Source organism: Dictyobacter halimunensis, from assembly GCF_036245075.1.
This window is the reverse complement of the sequence record NZ_BSRI01000002.1, coordinates 2,497,044-2,517,512: the sequence shown is the minus strand read 5'-3', so window position 1 is coordinate 2,517,512 and position 20,469 is coordinate 2,497,044. Positions and strand designations below refer to the sequence as shown.

Genomic DNA, 20,469 nt, shown 5'->3' with positions numbered 1-20,469 from the left:
TACTGTGGAATAGTAATTATACTGCTTATACGTTGCTCGGATGTAAATAGCAGCAGAAATGCTGCTTTATTTTTGAGGTATTGGGGTGGAATCCTAGGGGCCGCCCTGCGGGCCGCAGAGAGAGAAGAGGGGCCGGGGGCACAGCCCCCGGAGCCCCCAGTCAAGGGGGAGCCCCTTGTATCCCCTGTTAAGTTATGTTGTGACGTCAATCGTGCGCACTGCGCACGATTGACGTCACAACATAACTTAACAGGGGATACAAGTTATTTGTTGGTGAGGGTGAGGGTGGCCATGGATTGGCCGGAGAGGTAGGCTTGCATGGCGCCCGCTTCTCCGCGGATGGGTTCGACACTGCCGTTGTCGTTGCTGTCGACGCCGTTGAGGGCGTGATCGGCGAGATTCATGACTTCTACGGCTTTGTCGTGATCGTCGGGGTGGGCAAGCAGGTACTGGGAGTCCTGATGGAGGGTTGAAAACCAGTTTGAGAGGTTCTCGCTGGAGAAGATGACCTGTTGCGCATATTTTCTGATGGTATCGGTCGAATCGGTCTGGGTGGCGGCCAGCGATGCGTGGGCTCCAACGGTGCTGACATAGCCATCGTTATGCTGTCCCAGCAGGCCATAGCTACTTGAGAGTGGCGGCACATGAGCCGAGGAGCAGTCATAGGATTTGACGACCGGTTTCTCTGCATCCTGGCCATCCAGCAAAACAAGCATGTTCTGGGCCAGGCATTGGACGGTGGTCTTATCATTGGTCGTGCGCAACTGCTGGGACAGGGCGTAAAGCTGGCGCGTCTGGGCCAGCAGGCCGGGCAGCAGGGCTACCTTGTTGGGCGTCTCTGGATATGAGACCAGGAGATGGTTGATATGCATGCCAGCCATGGGTGGGAAGTGAGCGCTGAGCAACACGCGTCCGGTGGGCAGCGTCGCCCGCGTTGTCTCTACCGTGACCTGTAGGGTATTGCCCTGAGACAGCAAGTTGCCGTCTGGCTGACTAAAGTTTACAACGTATTCATCACCTGTCTTTGTAAGCGTTCCCAGAGCTTGAATATGCAGCTCGTGTTCATTGACGAGCCAGGCCTCATAACGGGAACCATCCGATAAAGGTTGGAGGCCACGTACGTTCACAGAGACGCTATTGACGCCTGACCGGTTCCTGGAAGTATCATGGAAACTGGCGACCCCATTGACAGGGGGAAGCGCCATCGAGGCTACAGTGGTGAGAGGCGGCTGTGAAGAGGAGATATGCTTGTTCTGCCATAACGCAAAGATACCAGCCGCGATCCCAACACCCAGGATGGCGAGAATGACCGCGATAAAGGCGAGATTGCGACCTGTAGAGGGGCCGCCCGTTTTGCGATCGGAACGATGCAGGGGGGTGCTCCCGCGAACGGCAGAGGCGCTGGTGAAGGTGTTGAACCAGAAGCTTTACTGGCTGGTATAGGCGTCAAAGGATACGCCGGAGAAACAAAAGGTTGATGCGTCTGCCCCTGAGCAGCGCTCTCACTCGCCTCCTCATCCACCCACTGCTTCCCTGCTTGCATCTGAGCAGGCGCTTCAACCCCTGATCGCAAATGAACAGGAGGAAGAGGCGAACCACAATGTCCACAAAAAACAGCATCCGATTCAATCGGCGCCTGACAACCGGGGCACAACATGATACATTTCCTTTAACCAGACACTACTCTACAACTACACGACCTACATACGTGACAGTGTTCTACGCGCAAAATCCACATCTACTACAATTACTTACCCTCTATATTAACCAATACAACGTTGTTATTCAGTAATTTTTATTATATGCAGTACGTTTGTCAACAGCTCCATGATACTATGATAGGAGATTACGGCTAGCGCGATAGAGGCCAGCAAGATATGCAGGGTCCGCCACGCCTGAATAATACGCCGGGCGCGTTTTTGCCGCAACAGAGAGCGTTCCAGCCTGGCATGTTCCAGCAGCGTAGGCTGGACGCGCTTCCAGTCGGCACGCTCATGGGCAGCTACCTCTGAGTCTGGATAGATGGTACGCCCCTGAGACTCCAGGGCCTCGGCGCAGGCACGCTTAAACTCATCAGATTTACCGGCGCTATAGCGCCCAACCGTATATTTCAACGTGCGCAGATGCTCCTCGATCGAGCGTTCAATCCCGATGCCGTTAGAACTGGCCTCACGAGCGATGACGCGTGTCTGCCACACATCAAGCAGGCGTCCAGTGACGCCGCTAACCACCAGAAAGATCAGGGCGAAAAGCGCTCCCGGAGCCCAGTACGTCTGTGTCAGGCAGCTCAAATTACGGCAATACTCATGTGTCACATACGCATAGTTCTCGTGCAGCAGCGCGATCAAAATCGTGATCACGCCCAGCCAGGTATGCATCCACAGCCAGTTCTGTACTTTGCCGGGCAGGCCGCGCGCGAAGCGGCGGCGCAGCGAATAGCTAGCAGTCACCAGCACCAGCACATAGGAAAAAATCCCAAATAGTCGCCATGGGTCCGTGAATGGCTCTGGATCACCCTGCGTACGAGTGGCATAGTAGTACCAGGCCAGGATGGCGAGATAGAACAGCACGCTCATGGTCAGCCAGAACCAGCGGGCACCGGACGTGGGGGACTTCCATAAACGCCGCAAGCCGCGATTTTGAGATACCCGAGGTTGTTTTGTCGTCACGGACATACAATGTCTCCTTTCCTGTTGCCGCCGGAGGCGGAGGAAATCAGCGAGCTTTGCGACTCAGGATATCCTCTGTTGAACCGAAGAAGGTAACAGGATTCACACGAATAGCCGCGCCCGTCGGGCAAGCCTGGACACAGGCCTGGTTGTTGTAGCCCGCGCAGAGGTCGCATTTGATGGCGATCTTCTTGCGCAGATTCTCAAGGCCATCGTTAACGAAGGGCTGCAAAGGCCCGGGTTCGGCAGGTGTCTGGGCCATGGGCAGCACTTTGCGGCCCCGCTCTTTACCAAAGCCTTTACTAAAAAAGCGGCTGAAGCGCTGCCAGCTGGCAGGCTGAACCTCATTCTCATCCTCGGTTAGAGAAACAATCGAAATATTATCGTAAGGGCAACGCTCGGCGCAGATACCGCAGCCGATACAACTTTCGGTGATATAGACCTCGCCGCTCGGCTTACGCGCGATCCCCGCCCGGCTACACAGCATGCACACGGGATCCTGGCACTGGCGACAGGCTGTGACGATACTCATATTGCCTACGACCATGCCCTCGCGATTCATGCGGGACTGACCGTGGCGGCGCTCACAGGCCTCCTCACATTCATTGCAATGAATACACTTATCCAGGTCGATGACCAGCACCTCGGTCCCTTCGACGACGCCATCGCTCACCAGCGCGTGTAGACCTGAACGGGCCTCGGCAGCCGAGGAGGTATTCACCAATGCCTGCTGCAATTGCTCCGGATCAAACGGCTCGAAGACCGCGCTATGGGCGGCGGTGTTGGCCTCCTGGTACAGCTGAACACGTTCCTGGATGCGCTCCTTAAAGGCTGGATAGCGGGTCAGCAGAGACTTTAATTGCACACGCGTGATTTCAGCGACCGTGACACGGGTGATGGCCGTCACCGTCACCGCGCGCCTATCGCCCAGCATATCCAATCCACCAACAAAGTAATCTCCACGCTGGCGATAGGCGATAATGCGCTCTGGATGCTCGGAGCGGCCGGTCTTGCGGGCTACCCTCACAAAACCGTCCAAAAGCAGATGGAAGGTCTCACGCACAGGCTTTCCTTTGCGTTCTTCGCTAAACAACTGTTCCTCGCGCTCAACGCGCTGGATAGACGCCTGCGTAGCCAGTGCATGTATATCTTCGGCGGAGATGCCCTTAAAGAGCTCCAGGCGCGAAAGCATATCTTCAATCGCCCGCGCGCTACTCAACTGCACAAAGAAGTCCTGAACCGCTGGAGACACCTCCATCAGACGCTGCATAACCTGTTCGGGCACCTTGAGCACAACAGTACGATCCTGGGCGGCCCGCACCGTCACGCTGCGCGGCTGACCGGTGAGCATCCCCTGCTCACCGATATATTCACCACGCCGCAGCACGGCCAGCGGCAGAGACAGCTGATCGGTGCCCTGGGAGAAGACCTCACACTGACCATCCAGGATAAAAAATATATCGCGTCCGAATTCGCCCTCACGCATCAACTCGACGCCGGAGGACAGGGTCAGAATGTCCGAGGTCGCCACGAAATGAAGTAAATAATTATCCGGTACCAATCGGGCATCGCGAAAAATAGCCTGTTCGCGCAGGCAAAGCAGTACCAGCGAGACATCCCACCCCGGTGGCAGGTGTCCCATGGCTTTAGAAAGATCAACCTGGCCATCCCAGGAGATCCCCAGGCGCTGTTTGAGCGAAAGCATCAGCAGATCGCGGTGGTTATCGACCGGACAGACGGGTACGCATGAGCCACACATGACGCATTCGTCGGTAAAGCGGGCGACGATCGGCGTGATCTCGTCCGAGATGTTGGCGCGATTCAGGTCGGCGATGGTGACCTGGCTGGATAAGGGGACGGGACATGCACGCATGCAACGATCGCACCCAATGCACATGTCTATTTCAAAGTTGATCTCTTCCGTGGACAAAGTTCGCATATCCGTGCGATGGGTCATCCCGACTTTGAAGTTTTTTTGGGTTGTTTGCATTTGCATGTTTTGTTATCTTTCCTTTTCCTCAAAAAAAGGGGGAGAATTGTCTGTGGTGCCGCAAGCACCAGCAGACAATAGAAAGTTGATGGGGGCACAGCCCCCATACCCCCAGGCAGAGGGCTAGCCGCCCTCTGCACTCCCGCTTAAAAGGGAGCGCTTTATCTGACGATGCCTGCGGCACCACAGACAATAGAAAGCTGATGGGGGCACAGCCCCCCATACCCCCAGGCAAGGGCTAGCCGTCCTCTGTACTCCCGCTAGCTGACAGCCAGGATCAGTGCAGGGGAGAGCTGCAGCCGGCGCAGAAGCGGGCAATTGGCATATTGACGACTCCACACTTTGAACAGATGACGACGGGAAACGGCGGTTTGGTGGCTGGCTTTGTTGAGCTGGCCGGCGCGACCGTTGGCACGCGAACCTGGGTCTCCGGGCCCGTCACAGGCTGTCTGGCGGCTGGTGATCCTTTTTTGCCATCAGGCAGCGGGCTCCGCTGGATTGGTGGATTGATGGCCATGGACTGCAATTTGGAGGTTTTTTCCTGGCCAGATTGCAGGTCAATAAAGAATATGGTGGTCGATCCTAAGACGATGTGATCACCGTGCGAGAGCCGATAGGGTTGATCGATCCTGCCCTGGTTGATGGTGACGCCATTGCTGCTGCCCAGGTCACGCATGTAAAAGCCTTCCATGGTGGAAAAAACTTCCGCGTGGCGGCGCGAGATCATCATGTCGTGGATCTCAAGATCGTTGCCAGCATCACGACCAATGGTGATGGATGATTTTGGCTTCAAGAGATGTACATATGGCGATTGCTTGCGTTCCCCTTTAACACTGGCCGGCAGAATGATCAGCGCGGGCGTCGCTTTTAAGGCTTTTATGATGGTCGGTGGCAGTGGCTGGGCGGCACCAACGGGCAAGAGATTTTCATCCAATTCCTGCTGCTGCGGCGGCCTGACTGGCTGTGGCTCTGGTTTAGCAGGAAATTTCTGGCGCGCCGGCGCAAGATTATCAAAATTGAGGGGACGCAAGAGAAAACAAAATGTGACGGTATTGCCAAAGCGCAATACATCATTGACCTTCAGGGGATAAGAGCGCTCAGGATCGAGCCGCTGCTCATTCAAGAAGGTGCCATTGAGGCTCTTTAAATCAATAACAACGTAGTGCCCATTCTGGAAACCAAGCTGAGCGTGACGGCGCGAGATCGAACCTTCGTTGACAACCAGGTTAACTCCCGGCTGGCGTCCAATCGTCACAAACTTTTCACGACTCAAAGCAGTTTCGGCGATGTGCAATGGAACATGCGGATCAGCCACGTGCACCAGCAGTGCCTCAGTATGTTGAGACGGTGATAGTTCATGTAACATAGGGTCCTCTCCCACCTGGGGTTGCTGAACATTGCCAGGTATAGCATTCACTTGTCGAGTATCGGTATCGCCGGCACGCTGCACCCCCAGTTGCAGAGGAGGCACTTTCAAGCGATCCAGGTAGGCTGTCAGGTCGAAATCTTCCTTCATCAAGGCAGAGGCGACAGGCGTCAGGTTGACCTGGTAATCGATCGCGCGCTTAAAAGCCAATGTATGCTTGCGATCACCCAGGGCCAACATGCCAACTGGGACGCCATCGCAGAGCAGAACCTTACGATAGGAACGTGGTTGTGGTTCGGCAACCAGTTCACGATAGCCTTTGACATTGGTCAAGCCAACAGACGCAAAGGGCAATCCATACAAAAAGGTCGCGTTATAAAAGGTCGCGGCATGAAACGGCCGGCTGGTGTCCAACATATTGAGCATGCTGTAAGCGGCCGCCCGGGCCTGCTGAATAGATGGATACCACTGCCCGATGATGCGGGCGCGCTGTGTACCAGGCATCGTTGTTTCCACCACATCGCCGGCGGCGTATACATCGATGGCGCTGGTGCGCATCTGATCATCGACCAGCAGACCGCGACGGCACCGCAAGCCGCTGGCCCGCGCGTAGTCGATATTGGGCTCAATGCCAATCGCGACAAGTACCAGGTCGCAGGTAATACGCTCGCCTGTACTGGTCTGGACGGCGGAGACCCGGCCACGCGAACCAACTATCTCTATAATCTCTGTCTCTAGCCGTACATCAACCCCATCACGTATCTCCTCCTGCAGCACCAGGTCCGATGCCGTAGCATCCAGAACCTCAGACCACAACAGGCTTTTACGCAACAGGTGCGAAATCTGGTGCCCGCGATGGCGCAGCGTCTCCACTGTCTCCAAAGCAAGGGTGCCGCTGCCAACCACGACGATCCTGCGCGCGGAAGGCAGGCGCTCAACGATGGCCTGGTAATCCTCTACGCTACGCAGGGTGAATACGCCTTCCAGGTCGCTACCGGGACAGGTCAGGTGAGCCGGCCGGGCTCCACTGGCCAGCAGCAACTTTTCATATTTCACCTGTCCGCCACTTTGCAGCAGAACGATATGCTGCTCCGGCTGGATATGCGTTACCCTCTCAGCCAGAAAATGAATATGCTGTGACTGATAATAGTTAATCGGGCGAGCCCATAGCTTCTCCTCAACCACCCGGCCAGCCAGATAGTCCTTCAAGGCGGGACGAAAGTAGACGGGATGCCCATCCTCAGAGATCACCCCGATCGTCGCCTGCGGAGCCTGCTGACGCAACGTTTCCGCCGCAGTAATACCTGCTATACCATTCCCGATAACTAAAAATGAAATCTGATCAGCCATGCATACCCTCGACATCCATGAATCCGCGACAATGTGAAAAATCGAGACAGGGCAGACAGAGCACTCTATCAGAAACGTGAAGAGAGACCGGTCTGTGCAGCCCGCACAATCCACATACCCACATACAACCTCCCCCTACTTCAGAATATACAGGATTGCACACTCTGACATCGTTATAGGTACATATCTCATTATGATATCTGAAGCGCCCTGTACCTATATTCACCCTTCATCTTACCAGAGAAACCTAGAAATGTATCTATCTTACCTCTAAAGGCATTACCCATTTCCTAGTTTTGTTACGAGGAGGGCGCGTCAGCGCCCTCCTCGTAACAAAACTAGGAGTCCTCCCTGCCGGGGTGCAGGATCCTCCCTGCGGGAGGTGCAGGAGGGCTAGTCGCCCTCCTGCACCTCCCGCATTAGGGGCGCGGATATAATGGCATTGGAGAGAGGTTTAGTTGCTGCCAGGCGGTCCCAAAAAGGCTAGTACAAAAACAAACGTTCGAAGTGAATATTGCCAACCACCGCAAAGATAAGGCATACTTATAGGACTAACTTATTCATAAATCACTTGCTCACTATGCTTTTTTTTGAGTTTTTTGAGATGGAGGATATTTAATGGGGGCGGACTTCGCGCATCTGCATGTACATACAGAGTATTCGCTGCTGGATGGCTTCAGCCGCATTAAGAAGCTGGTAAAACAATCGAAAGAGCTGGGGATGAATCACCTGGCGATTACCGACCACGGGGCGATGTATGGGGCACTGGAATTCTATAAGGAGTGCCGCAAAGGTGGGGTCCATCCTATTCTGGGTGTTGAGAGCTATATGGTGGCCGATCATAAGGATAAGCCAAAATTCAAGCAGGGCGACAAGCGCTATTATCACCTGCTACTGCTGGCTGAGAGCAATACCGGCTATCGCAATCTCATGAAATTGATGACACTCGCCAATACCGAAGGGATGCACGCCAACCGGGCGCGTATCGATAAGAAGCTGCTCGAACAATACGGTGAAGGCATCATCGCCACCTCCTCGTGTCTGGGCGGTGAGATCCCACAGCTGTTGATTGAGGGCAAAGTTGACGAAGCCTATAATACCGCCCGCTGGTTCCGCAACACGCTGGGTCCCAATAACTTTTATTTAGAGATTCAGGATCACAACGGCTATCCCGAGCAGTCGGGCGTCAATCAGCATCTCTATCAGATGGCCAAAGAGCTGCAGATGCCGCTGCTGGCCACCAATGACCTGCACTACGTCATGCATGATGATGCACACGCCCACGAGGTTCTGCTCTGCGTACAGACACAGAGTAGCCTCACCAATCCCAAGCGCTTCAAGTTCGAGAGCGACGAGTTCTTCCTGCGCAGTCCAGACCAGATGCTGCAGCTCTTTCCAGAGCTGGGGGACGCGCTGCTCAACACGGTGCGCCTGGCCGAGCGCTGCGAGGTCGATCCCTTCGCCTACAAGGCGCAGCTGCCGGCGGTCGACGTGCCATCCCAGTATCGCACGCCCGATGAATATCTGTACGCGCTGTGTGAAGAGGGTATCCGCTATCGCTATGGTGAGATGACCGAGCGCATCAAGCAGCAGCTGGACTACGAGCTGAGCATCATCATACAGAAAGGCTTCGTGCCCTACTTCCTGGTGGTGGCGGACTACGTCGGCTGGGCGCGCGATCACGGCATTCGCTGTCTGGCCAGGGGATCGGCCGCCGGGAGTGTCGTCGCCTACTCGCTGGGCATCACCAACGTCGATCCATTGCGCTATCAGTTGCTCTTTGAACGCTTCCTCAATCCCGAGCGCGACGATATGCCTGATATCGACATGGACTTCCCGGATGACCGCCGTGAAGAAGTCATCAACTACCTGGCCAACAAATACGGGCACGAGTGCGTGGCGCAGATGGCCACCTTCATGACCATGGCCGCCAAAGGAGCGGTACGCGACGTCGCCCGCGTGCTGGAGAAGCAGACCCTGGGTGACCGCATCGCCCGCATGATTCCTAGCGGTCCAAAAGTGACCCTGCAGGGTACGCTGGACTCCGTCAAAGAGCTCAGCGATCTGCGCGACAGCGATCCGGACGCCAAAGAGTTGCTAGGCCTGGCATTGGAGCTTGAGGGGTCCGTTCGTGGCACTGGCGTCCACGCCGCCGGCGTGCTGGTCGCCAATGAAGCCCTTGATAAGTTCGTGCCCCTGCAGATCCGTGAGGGTCGCTACTCCACGCAATACGAGCATGCCCACCTGGAAGAACTGGGACTGATCAAATATGATATCCTGGGCCTCTCCAACCTGACAATCATCGATAACGCCCTCAAATTTATCAAGGAGGCGCGTGGCGAAGATATCAATCTGGAGAAGCTCCCCCTGGATGAGATAGAAGGAAACGAGCAGCAAAACGCCAAGCGTAAAAAGGCCTTTGAGCTGCTGGCGGCGGGCGAAACGACCGGAGTGTTCCAGTTAGAAGGTGCGAAGATGCGCGAATACATCAAAATGCTGCATCCCACCTGTATTGAAGACATTACCGCCATGGTCGCCCTGTACCGTCCGGGTCCGATGGATAGTATTCCAGATTTTGTCGACGCCAAACACGGACGCAAGAAGATCACCTATCTGGATCCCCGCCTGGAGCAGTGGCTGGCCGAATCCTACGGCGTCATCGTTTACCAGGACCAGGTGCTGCTGATCGCTGTCAACCTGGCGGGCTTCTCCTGGGGTAAGGTAAACAAGTTCCGTAAGGCGCTCAGTAAAAAGATCATGCACGAGGTGGAGGGCTATAAAAGCGACTTCATCCAGGGCTGCCTCAAAAACGGGGTGGCACCCGAGGTGGCCGACCAGCTCTTCACCCTGATCCTGCCGTTCGGTGGCTATGGATTCAATAAGGCGCACGCCGCCAGTTACGCCGTGGTGGCCTTCTATACCGCCTATCTCAAAGCCAACTATACGGCTGAATTCATGGCCGCTACCATGACCGCTGAGGCCGCCGACGCCAACAAGATCTCCAATGCCGTCGCCGAATGTAAGCGCATGAATGTCGAGGTTTACGGACCGGACGTCAACCGCTCGGAGCGCGGCTTTACCATCGAAAATGACGGCGTCCGCTTCGGCCTGCTGGCCATCAAAGGCATCGGTGATGGACCGATCAACGAAATTGTGCGCGCGCGCAACGAAGGCGGTCCATTCAAATCCATGGCCGACTTTTGCACACGGGTCGATCCCAAAGCGGTCGGTAAAGGCGCGGTCGAGACCCTGATCAAAGCCGGAGCCCTCGATTCGCTGGAAGGGGAGAATAAGCGCCACCAGATGCTGGCCTCCGTTGAGCGCGCCATGCAGTTTGGCAAGAGCGAGCGTTCGGCCAAGGAGCGCGGCATGATGAGTCTATTCGGAGACATGGAAGAGATCAGCAGCTCGCTCAGCTTCTCGCTGAATCAGAACGTAGCCGAAATCTCACGCAAGCAGCTGCTGGCATGGGAGAAGGAACTGGTCGGCATCTATATCTCCAAACACCCACTGGCCTATATCAGCGACCTGATCAAAGATAAGGCCACCCATAGCACGGCCGACATCACGGAGGAGAGCGACAAGCAAAAAGTCACCGTCTGCGGCACCATTAAAGAGGCACGGAGGATCACCACCAAGAAGGGCGATACCATGTGCATCGCGCAGCTGGAAGACATGTATGGCACCATCAGCGTCACCATCTTCCCACGCACCTATGAGGAGACCGCCGACAAATGGGTGGAAGACACGGTCGTCATCGTACGCGGCGAAGTTCAGTTCAGGCGTGACGAGCCATGTATCCTCTGCAACAGCGTCAATCCCTTCAAGGCCGTCGAAGAAGAGATGAATCGTAAACAATACATGGTCTGGCTCAAGCTCCAGCTCACCGGAAGCGACGAGATCTCTGTCTCCAACGACATCATGAAGGTCCAGAACATCAAGCGCTACCTCAGTGAGAAGCCGGGCCGCGACCACTACGAGATTCTGGTCGCCAATGGTGAATGGGAGATGCGCCTGACGCCGCAGGACAACACCATCCTTTATACCGAAGAGCTGCGGAACAGACTGGAAGAAGAGCTCGGCCCCGGCATGATCGAGGCCAAAGTGCTGGCGTAAGCATCGCCTTCTCAGGCGATACATCTTATTGAGCCACAAGAAAGGCGAGGAGAAATCGACCGCAAGGGTCGAACCTACGGGATCGCCTTTCTTGTGGCTTTTGCTTGGGGCGGGGAAATCGACCCGAGGGTCGAACCTACGGGAGCGAAAATGTGGTCGTTCTGGCGTTTTTCGTACGAAACACATGTTTGATCCTATACGGAGGCTTCCGGTTTTGACAGTTGAACATCTGAATCGTTATACTGAGAGGAAACCTAAACATTTCAACACTCGTATACTCATTAACAGAATACATTAATTGATACATCTTAAAAAAAGCAGAAAAGGTTATAAGATTGTGGGTTTCGATTATAAGGGTTCTGAATCGAACGAAGATAGACACATTACGCAAAAAAAGCCCTCTCTAGAAGCCAACGCATCCACGCAACAGGATAGCGAACAGCAATCGAGGTTGACGTCAAACCAGTCTGCAAATGAGCTTGAGGATTATAGGGAGCCGCAATACAGCGAGCATGTTTCGGGGCCATTACAGTTTTCAGGCGCACCACAGGCACCATTCAATGCTCCCGCGCGTCCTCAACAGCCGCCACGTGGACCGCAGGTGCCAGCGCAGACGGCGTATCCGCCGATGAATAATCAACAGCCTGGCTATCGGGCGCCTTATCCCGCGCAACCACAACCCGGCTATGGGGCTCCCTTCTATCCCGCACAACCATATCCACAGCCCGGCTATGGGCAGTCTCAAAACGGCTACGGACAGCCTAACAATGGCAATGGACAACATATTGGAGGTAACGGCTGGGCGCCTCCTTATCAGCAACCGCCGATGTATAACTATGCGCCTCAGGGCTACTACCTGCCATATAACGGCTATTATCATGCATATGGATATCCACCTCCCTATGGATACCCCTATACCTGGCAGCCACGCAAGCCGCCAAGGGATACCTATCAATTTGTCGTTGCAATTATCGCTACTATCTGTTCCAGTATCGTATTCCTTACAGGCGTCGTCTGTGCTTTTATCCTGTTACTAACAGTGATTATGATGCCCTACAGCTCGCTACAGAGTAAACCGGAGCAGTTGTTTGGTAGCATCACTATGTTTACGGCCCTGACCATCGCGGGCCTGGGTGGAGGAACGTTTAGTCTCTATCACAGCATACGGGCTCTGCTGCGCAAAAAATCGTGGGAATTCAAGGTTCCCTCCATCAAGCTGAACAACTTCAGGCTACCATGGTTTGTGGTCTTCCTGGCCCTTTATATCGTGATGGTGATCATCGGCCTGTTGATCCGTGGCAACATACAGGTCGCGCAAACCACCTGGCTGACGGTCCTGCTGATCGGGCTGGCGGGCTTGCTGCCGGCGCTGACCATATTCACGCTGGGAGCGTGGCGCATCCACCGCAGGGATGATGAGCACTGGACGACCACGTGGAGGCGCGTCGCGGTCGCCCTCACCAGCGGAGCGACATCGGCCATCCTTTTCGCCATGATCTTTGAGCTGATTCTGGGTGTGGTCATTCAGGCCGGCCTGCATCTCAACGGCTTTCAGCTGGATGATCCAAATATGCCGATTCCTAACAATACGCGCGCCCTCATCTACCTGTTCCTGGTCGTGTCGGTTGTCGCACCTCTGGTAGAGGAAGGCGTCAAGCCGCTCGCCGTGGTAGTCATGATCGGGCGCATCGGCAGTGCCGCGGAAGCCTTTTTGCTCGGCATGGCCTGTGGCATCGGCTTCGACCTCGTCGAGACCTCGGGTTACATTGGCATGGGGTACAGCAACTGGGTAGATATCGCCATCCAGCGCAGTTCGGCCGGACTGCTGCACAGCTTTGGAGCAGGCATGACGGCCCTGGGCTGGTATTACCTGACCCACTCGAAATCCCTGCCACGCCATCGCATCTGGATCGGCCTGGGCTGTGGCGCATACGCTGTACTGCAGCACGCCATCTGGAACGGATCGTTCGCCTTCCAACTGCTGCCAGCACCTGTGGGTCCATACTTTGACACAGGAACGATCAACATTGGAAATTATCCTGTACCATCGATCCTGATCATCTATACCATCGAAACAGTGCTGATGGTCCTCTTCTTCCTTTTTGTCACGGGCAAGTTAGGAAAAAATAACACCAGAGATCGGCAGTTGGGCAACGCCCCCAGGACGGTCGATAAAGATAAGGAGCGGCTAGCGCAAGAGGTGGTGCATAGCTCCTCTTACGCTCAGCCGCAGCCATATCCGGCGCGCTAGCGCTCCTCTTTTGGTCGTGCAGATAGTTTATGGCTGGTGCAATGAGGGCTCATTCGAGCCCTCATTGCACCAGCCATAAACTATCTGCACGACTTGTATTTCTGGATCTTCTATGGTATTGTTTAAAAGGTTAATCTCTGCAAATAGGGATAACATCCGCGCAAGCAGAAAGGGACAGCATAAATGTTAATAGCACCAACCATCCTCTCAACAATGGCTGCAGTTTCTACTGGCAGCTTATCCGGGGTTGGGTGCTCGCGCTAGCGTAAAGCCATACAAGATACGCTTCATACATTTCCTCATAAGCATTAAAGAACCATAACCTCGCCACATATCACAACAGGCAGGAATTATGGTAGAAATGCTATGCGCATAGCTTCTGATGATATAGCTATTGACGCCACGTGCGCACTCCTATCTCCCCCATTTCAACTACAAGCAAACAAGCGTCATTGTGACGCAAGGAGTGACACTGCATGCATTTCAAGCTGCGCAAATTCGATGCCTTTACGATCTATCTCATGATCGCGGGGCTGGGTTCATTCGCCAATAGCACCATCTTCTCCATCAACATGGTCTACCAGATCGAGGCGGTCAGGCTGAATCCATTGCAACTGGTCCTGGTGGGGACCGCGATGGAGGCCGCCTGCTTTATATGGCAGGTGCCGACCGGCATACTGGCGGACACGTACAGCCGGCGCCTGGCGGTCATGCTCGGCTATCTGCTGATGGGAGTGGGGTTTCTGTTAGAGGGGCTCATACCGACCTTCCTGGCGGTCATCGTAGCCAATATACTCTGGGGTTGGGGAGCAACCTTTGTCACGGGGGCCGAGGAGGCCTGGTGTGCCGATGAGTTAGGAGATGAGCGCGTGGGCAACGCCTTTATCCGTGGCAGTCAGATCGGGCAGGTGGCCTCGCTGGTGAGCATTCCGCTGGGCATCTGGCTGGCGACCTACCGGCTCAATCTGCCGATTATTGTGGGCTCCACGCTCCATCTGCTCCTGGCTGTACTGCTCTGCATCTGGATGCCCGAGCGCAACTTCCAGCCCGTCCGGAACAGCGAACATAACACCTGGCAAGCCATGAGAAAGATGATGGCGGATGGTGGCAAGGCGGTCAGGCGAAGCAGGATGCTACTGACCATCCTCTGCATCACCGCCTTTTCGGCCATGGCCAGTGAGGGCTTTGATCGCTTACAGACAGACCACTTCATCAAAAACTTTGCCTTTCCGGCCATCGGGCACCTGAACACGTTGGTCTGGTTCGGCATTATCAGCGCGGGAGGTTCTATTCTATGTTTGATCATTACGGAACTGGTGCGGCGGCGCGTCCATGCCAGTCAGCAGCGGCGGATGATCAAGGTAATGTTTGGCTTTCAGCTGCTCTTAATCATCAGCGTGGTGGTTTTCGCCCTTTCAGGCAACTTCTACCTGGCGTTGGGCGCCTTCTGGTGCGCCAGCATTGGTCGTAGCGCGGCCAGCCCATTCTACATGACCTGGATCACCCGCAACAGCCCACCACGGATGCGCGCCACCATCATCTCGATGTTTGGGCAGGTAGACGCCATCGGGCAGATCGCGGGCGGACCGGCGGTGGGCTATATTGGTACCCTGGTATCCCTGCGGGCCGCCCTGATCAGTACCAGCGCCATCCTCACCCCCACCGTCGTCTTCTTCTGGCGCGCACTGCGACTCAGCAAGAGAACCCCTGTCTACAGCGACGAAACCGAAGGTGAAGCGGGAGAAGCGGTAAAAGTCTGATTCTATGCTTGACTGAATTTATGCCTATATGGTACAGTAACCTTAGAAACAAAAATGATAGAGGCAGTGAATGGGGCAGGTTGGGCAGACAAGCTAATAGACAGAGAGCAATGTCTCGGCTGAAAGCATTGCCATTAGCTCTGATCCAATGACTCCCATGAGCCAACCAGTGAACCAGCATTGTATGCAGTAGTAGCTGGATTTCGGGTCCGCGCCCGTTATAGCGCGACGATTTTACATCAGCTCTCAAGCAATCATAAGAGATGAGAGCGAATAGAATCGATTGAGGTCCCACGTTGTGGGATAAACGGTGGTGGTACCACGATAGGCGAAAAGATACGCCCTCGTCCTCCTGATAGGATGAGGGTTTTTTGTTGTTCTTTTTTGCCTATCGGCCAGCATATGAAAGGGACGCACGATGGATAACGACGGAGACGATAACGATCTAGAGGAAGGCACCCATGGTCTGTAACATACTGACGGGCCTGCCAGGTGTCCTTCCTCATCTAACACGGACACTGGCAGGCCCGTTGTGTTTATTGCAGATATAAGGAGTTTTTCAGATGGAACGCATTCGTACTGTTGAGGTAGCCGGACAGGTAGGGAAACGCGTGCGCGTCGCGGGCTGGCTTCATTCATTGCGCCGCATGGGCGGCATCAATTTTCTGGTCATTCGCGATGGCTGGGGACTCTTACAGGCCGTGGCGGAGACAGAAAAGGAGATCACCGCACTGCTGCCAGAAAACATCGGGGTCGAGAGCATTATCGCCGTCGAAGGACTGGTCGTCAGTGAAGCCCAGGCGCCCGGAGGCGTCGAGCTACACGAGCTCAAGATAAAGGTGCTCAATCCCGTCAGCGAACTGCCGCCGATCTCGCTCAACAAGCGCAAGCTCAACGCCCAGCCCAGCACCTTGCTGGACCATGCCCCGGTCACCAACCGCCATCCATTGCGACGCGCTACCCTGCGTCTCTCAGCAGGAGTGATGGCCGCTTTTCGGGACATCTTGACATCCAGAGCATTTACCGAAATTCAGACACCAAAGATCGTCGCCGCCGCCACCGAGAGCGGAGCCAACGTCTTCGAGCTCAACTACTTTGGACGTCCGGCCTACCTGGCGCAGAGTCCACAGTTTTATAAGCAGATCATGGTTGGAGTCTTTGAACGCGTCTTCGAGGTTGGACCCGTATTCCGGGCCGAGCCACACGACACCACCCGGCACATCAACGAATATGTCAGCCTGGACGCCGAATTTGGTTTTATCGAAGACCATTTCACGGTCATGGCCATGCTGCGCGACGTCATGGCTCACATCCTGCAGACGCTTCAGGAATCGTATCGCGCCGAACTGGAGCTCTTAAAGGTTGAGATGCCGAGCGTACCAGAGCAGGTACCACATATCCATTTCGCGGAAGCGCAAGAGCTGATCTACAGGCTACACAAAGTCGACGTGCGCAGCGAGCCAGACCTGTCGCCGCAGGACGAACGCTGGCTGGGCGAATGGGCTAAAAAGGAGTTTAACAGCGACTTCTTATATGTCACCGGCTACCCAATGCACAAGCGGCCCTTTTATACCCATCCCGATCCACAGCGGCCCGCATATTCGAACTCGTTCGACCTGCTCTTCCGGGGGACAGAACTGGTAACTGGAGGACAACGCCTGCATCGCTACCAGGATTACCTGGCAGCCCTGGAGCAGGCGCGGCTCCCCATAGAGCCGTTTGAATACTATCTGGAGGCCTTCAAATATGGCATGCCGCCCCATGGCGGATTCGCCATTGGCTCAGAGCGCCTGCTGATGCAGTTGCTGGGAACCCAGAACGTCAAGCTCACCACGACCTTTCCACGCGACATACACCGCCTGGTCCCTTAATATATAGTGTGGGTGCTGTAGAGCACCCACACTATAAAAAAAGCCCCGATCATATGAATGATCGGGGTTGTTGGTGGACCAGAGGGGACTCGAACCCCTGACCTCCTCCATGCCATGGAGGCGCTCTACCAGCTGCGCTACAAGCCCATGCCTTATTTATTGCTTACAGGGGTAAATTATACACTATCTCTTCCATCTTTGCAATAGGTTTTAAGGGCTTTTTTGTGAGAGGGAGTGAAGATGGGTGGCCAAGCCGCTCATCTTCACCTCCTTCACGAAAAACGGAGATCAGCCGCCGGCTGGTCCTCCTTCGAGGCCGGGTCTGGTCATGCTTTCGGGGTTGAGGATGCGATCGAGGTCTTCTTCGGTGAGGTTGGTTTTTTCGCGGGCTACTTCACGAACAGTGCGACCGGTTTTGTGCGCCTCCTTGGAGATATTGGCGGCGGCATCATAACCGATCACAGGAGCCAGAGAGGTACAGATGGCGAGTCCACGCTCGACCATCTCGGGTCCGCGCGTGGTGGCCTTCAAGCCGGTGATGCACTGGCGACTGAAATTGCGGCTGGCGGCTGACAGCAGGTTGATGGATTGCAGGATATTGTGAGCGACAACCGGCATCATCACGTTGATTTCAAAGTTGCCAGACTGTCCCGCCACGGTAACGGTGGTATGATTGCCGATCACCTGCGCGCAGACCATGCAGACCGACTCGGCAATCACCGGATTGACCTTACCGGGCATAATTGAGCTGCCGGGCTGTACAGCGGGCAAATCGATCTCGCCGATGCCCGCGCGAGGACCAGAGCCAAGCCAGCGGATGTCATTGGCGATCTTCATCAAACTGACGGCGATGGTATTAAGTACGCCACTGGCCTCAACCACATTGTCCAGCGTGCTTTGGGACTGGAAGTGGTTGCTGGTCTCCCTGACCTCGACACCAGTGATATTGGAGAGACGCTCACAGACACGTGAGGCAAAGACAGGATCGGTATTCACGCCGGTACCGACGGCGGTACCGCCGAGCGCCAATTCAGCGAGCTCACCCTGCGCATGGTTCAGACGAATAATCGCGCGCTCGATCTGACCGGTGTAGCCACTGAACTCCTGACCCAGGCGAATGGGAGTCGCATCTTGCAAATGGGTGCGCCCAGTTTTGATGATCGAATAAAATTCATCAGCCTTGTCGCTCAAGGTCTGCTGCAATTCAAGCAGAGCTGGGATCAAATAGTGTTCAATGCTCAGGAGAGCAGAGAGATGGATGGCGCTGGGAATAACGTCGTTGGAGGATTGGCCAAAGTTCACATGATCATTGGGATGAACCTTGCGCGAGCCACGGGAGCCACCAAGAATCTCGCTAGCCCGATTCGCAATCACCTCATTGGCATTCATATTCGTCGACGTACCGGAGCCAGTTTGAAATATATCCAGCACAAAGTGATCGTCTAACTTGCCATCGATCACCTCCTGGCTGGCCTGGATGATGGCATCGGCTATCTGAGCATCGACATGGCCAAGTTCGCGATTGACCCACGCGGCCGACTGCTTGATCTGGCCGAGGGCACGAATAAACTCGCGTGAAAAACGCAAATCACTGATTGGAAAATTGAGTACGGCGCGCTGTGTACTCGCGCCATAATATGCATGAACGGGCACCTGCATCTCGCCCATAGAATCGCGTTCTATTCGGGTATCTTGAGCGTCTTGCGACATAAAGCCTCCTCTTTGAGCATTATTTATCACTCAAGTATTATATCACTGTTTCTTTTCAGAAATCAGGAAGATAACAGGTGATAGAATAGTGCCCGCAGATCGCGCAGCGATCTGCGGGCACTATTCTATCACCTGTTATCTTGTCAGTTAGCGAGGGTTATTGGCGCGGATGCGGGGCATCACATCGCGGGCGTACGCCTCGATAAAGCCTTTCTGATCCGGGCCAGGATTGTGGAAGATCAGGCAGTCAAAGCCCATATCGATATAGTTCTGGGCAAACTTCACGTGATCCTCGATGTTGTTGGAGAAGCAGCCGGTGCTCTTGACCGTATCGGGTCCCACCACCTCACCATTTTCCTGCGACATCGCCGGCGTATAGATCTGCTGGTCGAAGAGGGCGGGAATATAGGTACCGGCCCAGTACTTCAACTGCTCCTGAATGGTTGCCTCCATATCGCCGCCGTATCCCACATTCAGCTCGATGATACGCACCATCTTTGAAGGATCCTTGCCGGCAGCGCGGGCCGCCGTCTCAAAGTTCTTAATGATTCCCTGATAGAGGTCCGGCTTCTTGCCGCCAACGGTCCACAAGCCATCACCATAGCGGCCCGCGAACTCGGCGCTATGCGGTACCAGCGCGGAGATCACCATTGGGATAGGGGAGGTAGGAGGGGTAAAGAGCTTCGCCTTACGCGTCTGATAGTATTTCCCCTCGTAATTGACCTCTTCACCGCTCCACAAAGCACGAATAATCTCAATCGCTTCCGCCAGACGATCGCGGCGCTCCGCATAGCTCGGCCACTCGCCGGTCGCGGCGAACTCATTGAGAGCCTCGCCGGTGCCCAATCCCAGACCCGCACGATTGGGAGCGAAATGGGACAGCGTAGCGACCGCCTGAGCAATAATAGCGGGATGATAGCGCAGAATAGGGCAGGTAACGCCGGTGCTCAACCTGATCTGCTGCGTCTGAGGAGCCACCGCGCCCAGCCAGGTCCACGTAAAGGCCGATTGGCCCTCCTCGCTCCAGGGATTAAAGTGGTCACTCACATCGACCCAATCATAGCCAGCCTTATCCGCCGCTACCGCGTACTCCATCAACTCCACAGGAGCATACTGCTCGGTTCCTGCTTTCCAGCCAAGTTGTAGCATACTTTCCACTCTCCTCAATCTTCATAAGCAACATTGAACCTATATGATGCAAAACCAGAAGCCCGGCTTGCACTTTCGCGGCAAAGCCATAGAAACATCTCTTGTTACATGCACCAGCCAGCGACAAAGTTTCGGTGCTTAACCACCTGTGAGCAGCATTGAAGACGAGAAATCCGGCCGCGCCCCCGTTAACTTGTTTCCAGGCCATGTATTCGTTTATAATCGTACGTATAAACT

Annotated in this window: 11 protein-coding genes and 1 tRNA gene; 4 read left to right on the top strand and 8 right to left on the bottom strand. The window is 55.0% G+C overall.

Features of this window, described 5'->3' with window-relative positions:
• Nucleotides 1–263: 263 nt before the first annotated feature.
• The 5 genes from AABA21_RS24470 to AABA21_RS24455 all read right to left on the bottom strand — a co-directional run bounded on the left by AABA21_RS24470 (nucleotide 264) and on the right by AABA21_RS24455 (nucleotide 7,375).
• Entirely contained in the window at nucleotides 264–1,283 is a 1,020-nt protein-coding gene (locus AABA21_RS24470) for an anti-sigma factor domain-containing protein (protein WP_420917215.1), read from the bottom strand.
• A complete protein-coding gene (locus tag AABA21_RS39490) occupies nucleotides 1,211–1,657 on the bottom strand; it encodes a zinc ribbon domain-containing protein (protein ID WP_420917169.1) in 447 nt (148 codons plus the stop codon). Before AABA21_RS39490 ends, AABA21_RS24470 begins: the two co-directional genes overlap by 73 nt.
• A gap of 124 nt (nucleotides 1,658–1,781) precedes the next feature.
• Nucleotides 1,782–2,675 carry a hypothetical protein gene (locus tag AABA21_RS24465; protein ID WP_338254308.1) on the bottom strand — a complete coding sequence of 298 codons (894 nt, stop codon included), beginning with the start codon at nucleotides 2,673–2,675 and terminating at the stop codon, nucleotides 1,782–1,784.
• Between the two features lie 40 nt (nucleotides 2,676–2,715).
• A complete protein-coding gene (locus tag AABA21_RS24460) occupies nucleotides 2,716–4,608 on the bottom strand; it encodes a cyclic nucleotide-binding domain-containing protein (protein ID WP_338258468.1) in 1,893 nt (630 codons plus the stop codon).
• A 328-nt stretch (nucleotides 4,609–4,936) separates the two neighbouring features.
• On the bottom strand, nucleotides 4,937–7,375 hold the full coding sequence (locus AABA21_RS24455; RefSeq protein ID WP_338254306.1) for an FAD-dependent oxidoreductase: 2,439 nt from the start codon (nucleotides 7,373–7,375) through the stop codon (nucleotides 4,937–4,939).
• 618 nt (nucleotides 7,376–7,993) lie between these two features.
• On the opposite strand from AABA21_RS24455, the gene AABA21_RS24450 reads away from it, so the two are divergent.
• From AABA21_RS24450 to aspS, 4 genes are all read left to right on the top strand, one after another.
• Nucleotides 7,994–11,491 (top strand): DNA polymerase III subunit alpha, encoded by a 3,498-nt coding sequence (locus tag AABA21_RS24450; RefSeq protein WP_338254304.1) that lies wholly within the window; start codon nucleotides 7,994–7,996, stop codon nucleotides 11,489–11,491.
• Nucleotides 11,492–11,828: 337 nt separating this feature from the next.
• Nucleotides 11,829–13,742, top strand: coding sequence for a PrsW family intramembrane metalloprotease (locus AABA21_RS24445; RefSeq protein WP_338254301.1), 1,914 nt, complete (start codon nucleotides 11,829–11,831; stop codon nucleotides 13,740–13,742).
• 476 nt (nucleotides 13,743–14,218) lie between these two features.
• Complete coding sequence (locus tag AABA21_RS24440; protein ID WP_338254299.1) at nucleotides 14,219–15,502, top strand: MFS transporter; 1,284 nt, start codon at nucleotides 14,219–14,221, stop codon at nucleotides 15,500–15,502.
• A gap of 563 nt (nucleotides 15,503–16,065) precedes the next feature.
• Entirely contained in the window at nucleotides 16,066–17,373 is a 1,308-nt protein-coding gene (gene aspS, locus AABA21_RS24435) for an aspartate--tRNA(Asn) ligase (protein WP_338254298.1), read from the top strand.
• A 71-nt stretch (nucleotides 17,374–17,444) separates the two neighbouring features.
• Here aspS and AABA21_RS24430 read toward each other — a convergent pair.
• The 3 genes from AABA21_RS24430 to AABA21_RS24420 form a co-directional block, all read right to left on the bottom strand.
• Nucleotides 17,445–17,520 (bottom strand) — tRNA-Ala (locus tag AABA21_RS24430).
• A gap of 141 nt (nucleotides 17,521–17,661) precedes the next feature.
• Entirely contained in the window at nucleotides 17,662–19,083 is a 1,422-nt protein-coding gene (locus AABA21_RS24425; RefSeq protein ID WP_338254296.1) for a class II fumarate hydratase, read from the bottom strand.
• A gap of 147 nt (nucleotides 19,084–19,230) precedes the next feature.
• A complete protein-coding gene (locus AABA21_RS24420) occupies nucleotides 19,231–20,232 on the bottom strand; it encodes a TIGR03557 family F420-dependent LLM class oxidoreductase (RefSeq protein ID WP_338254295.1) in 1,002 nt (333 codons plus the stop codon).
• Nucleotides 20,233–20,469: the final 237 nt, after the last annotated feature.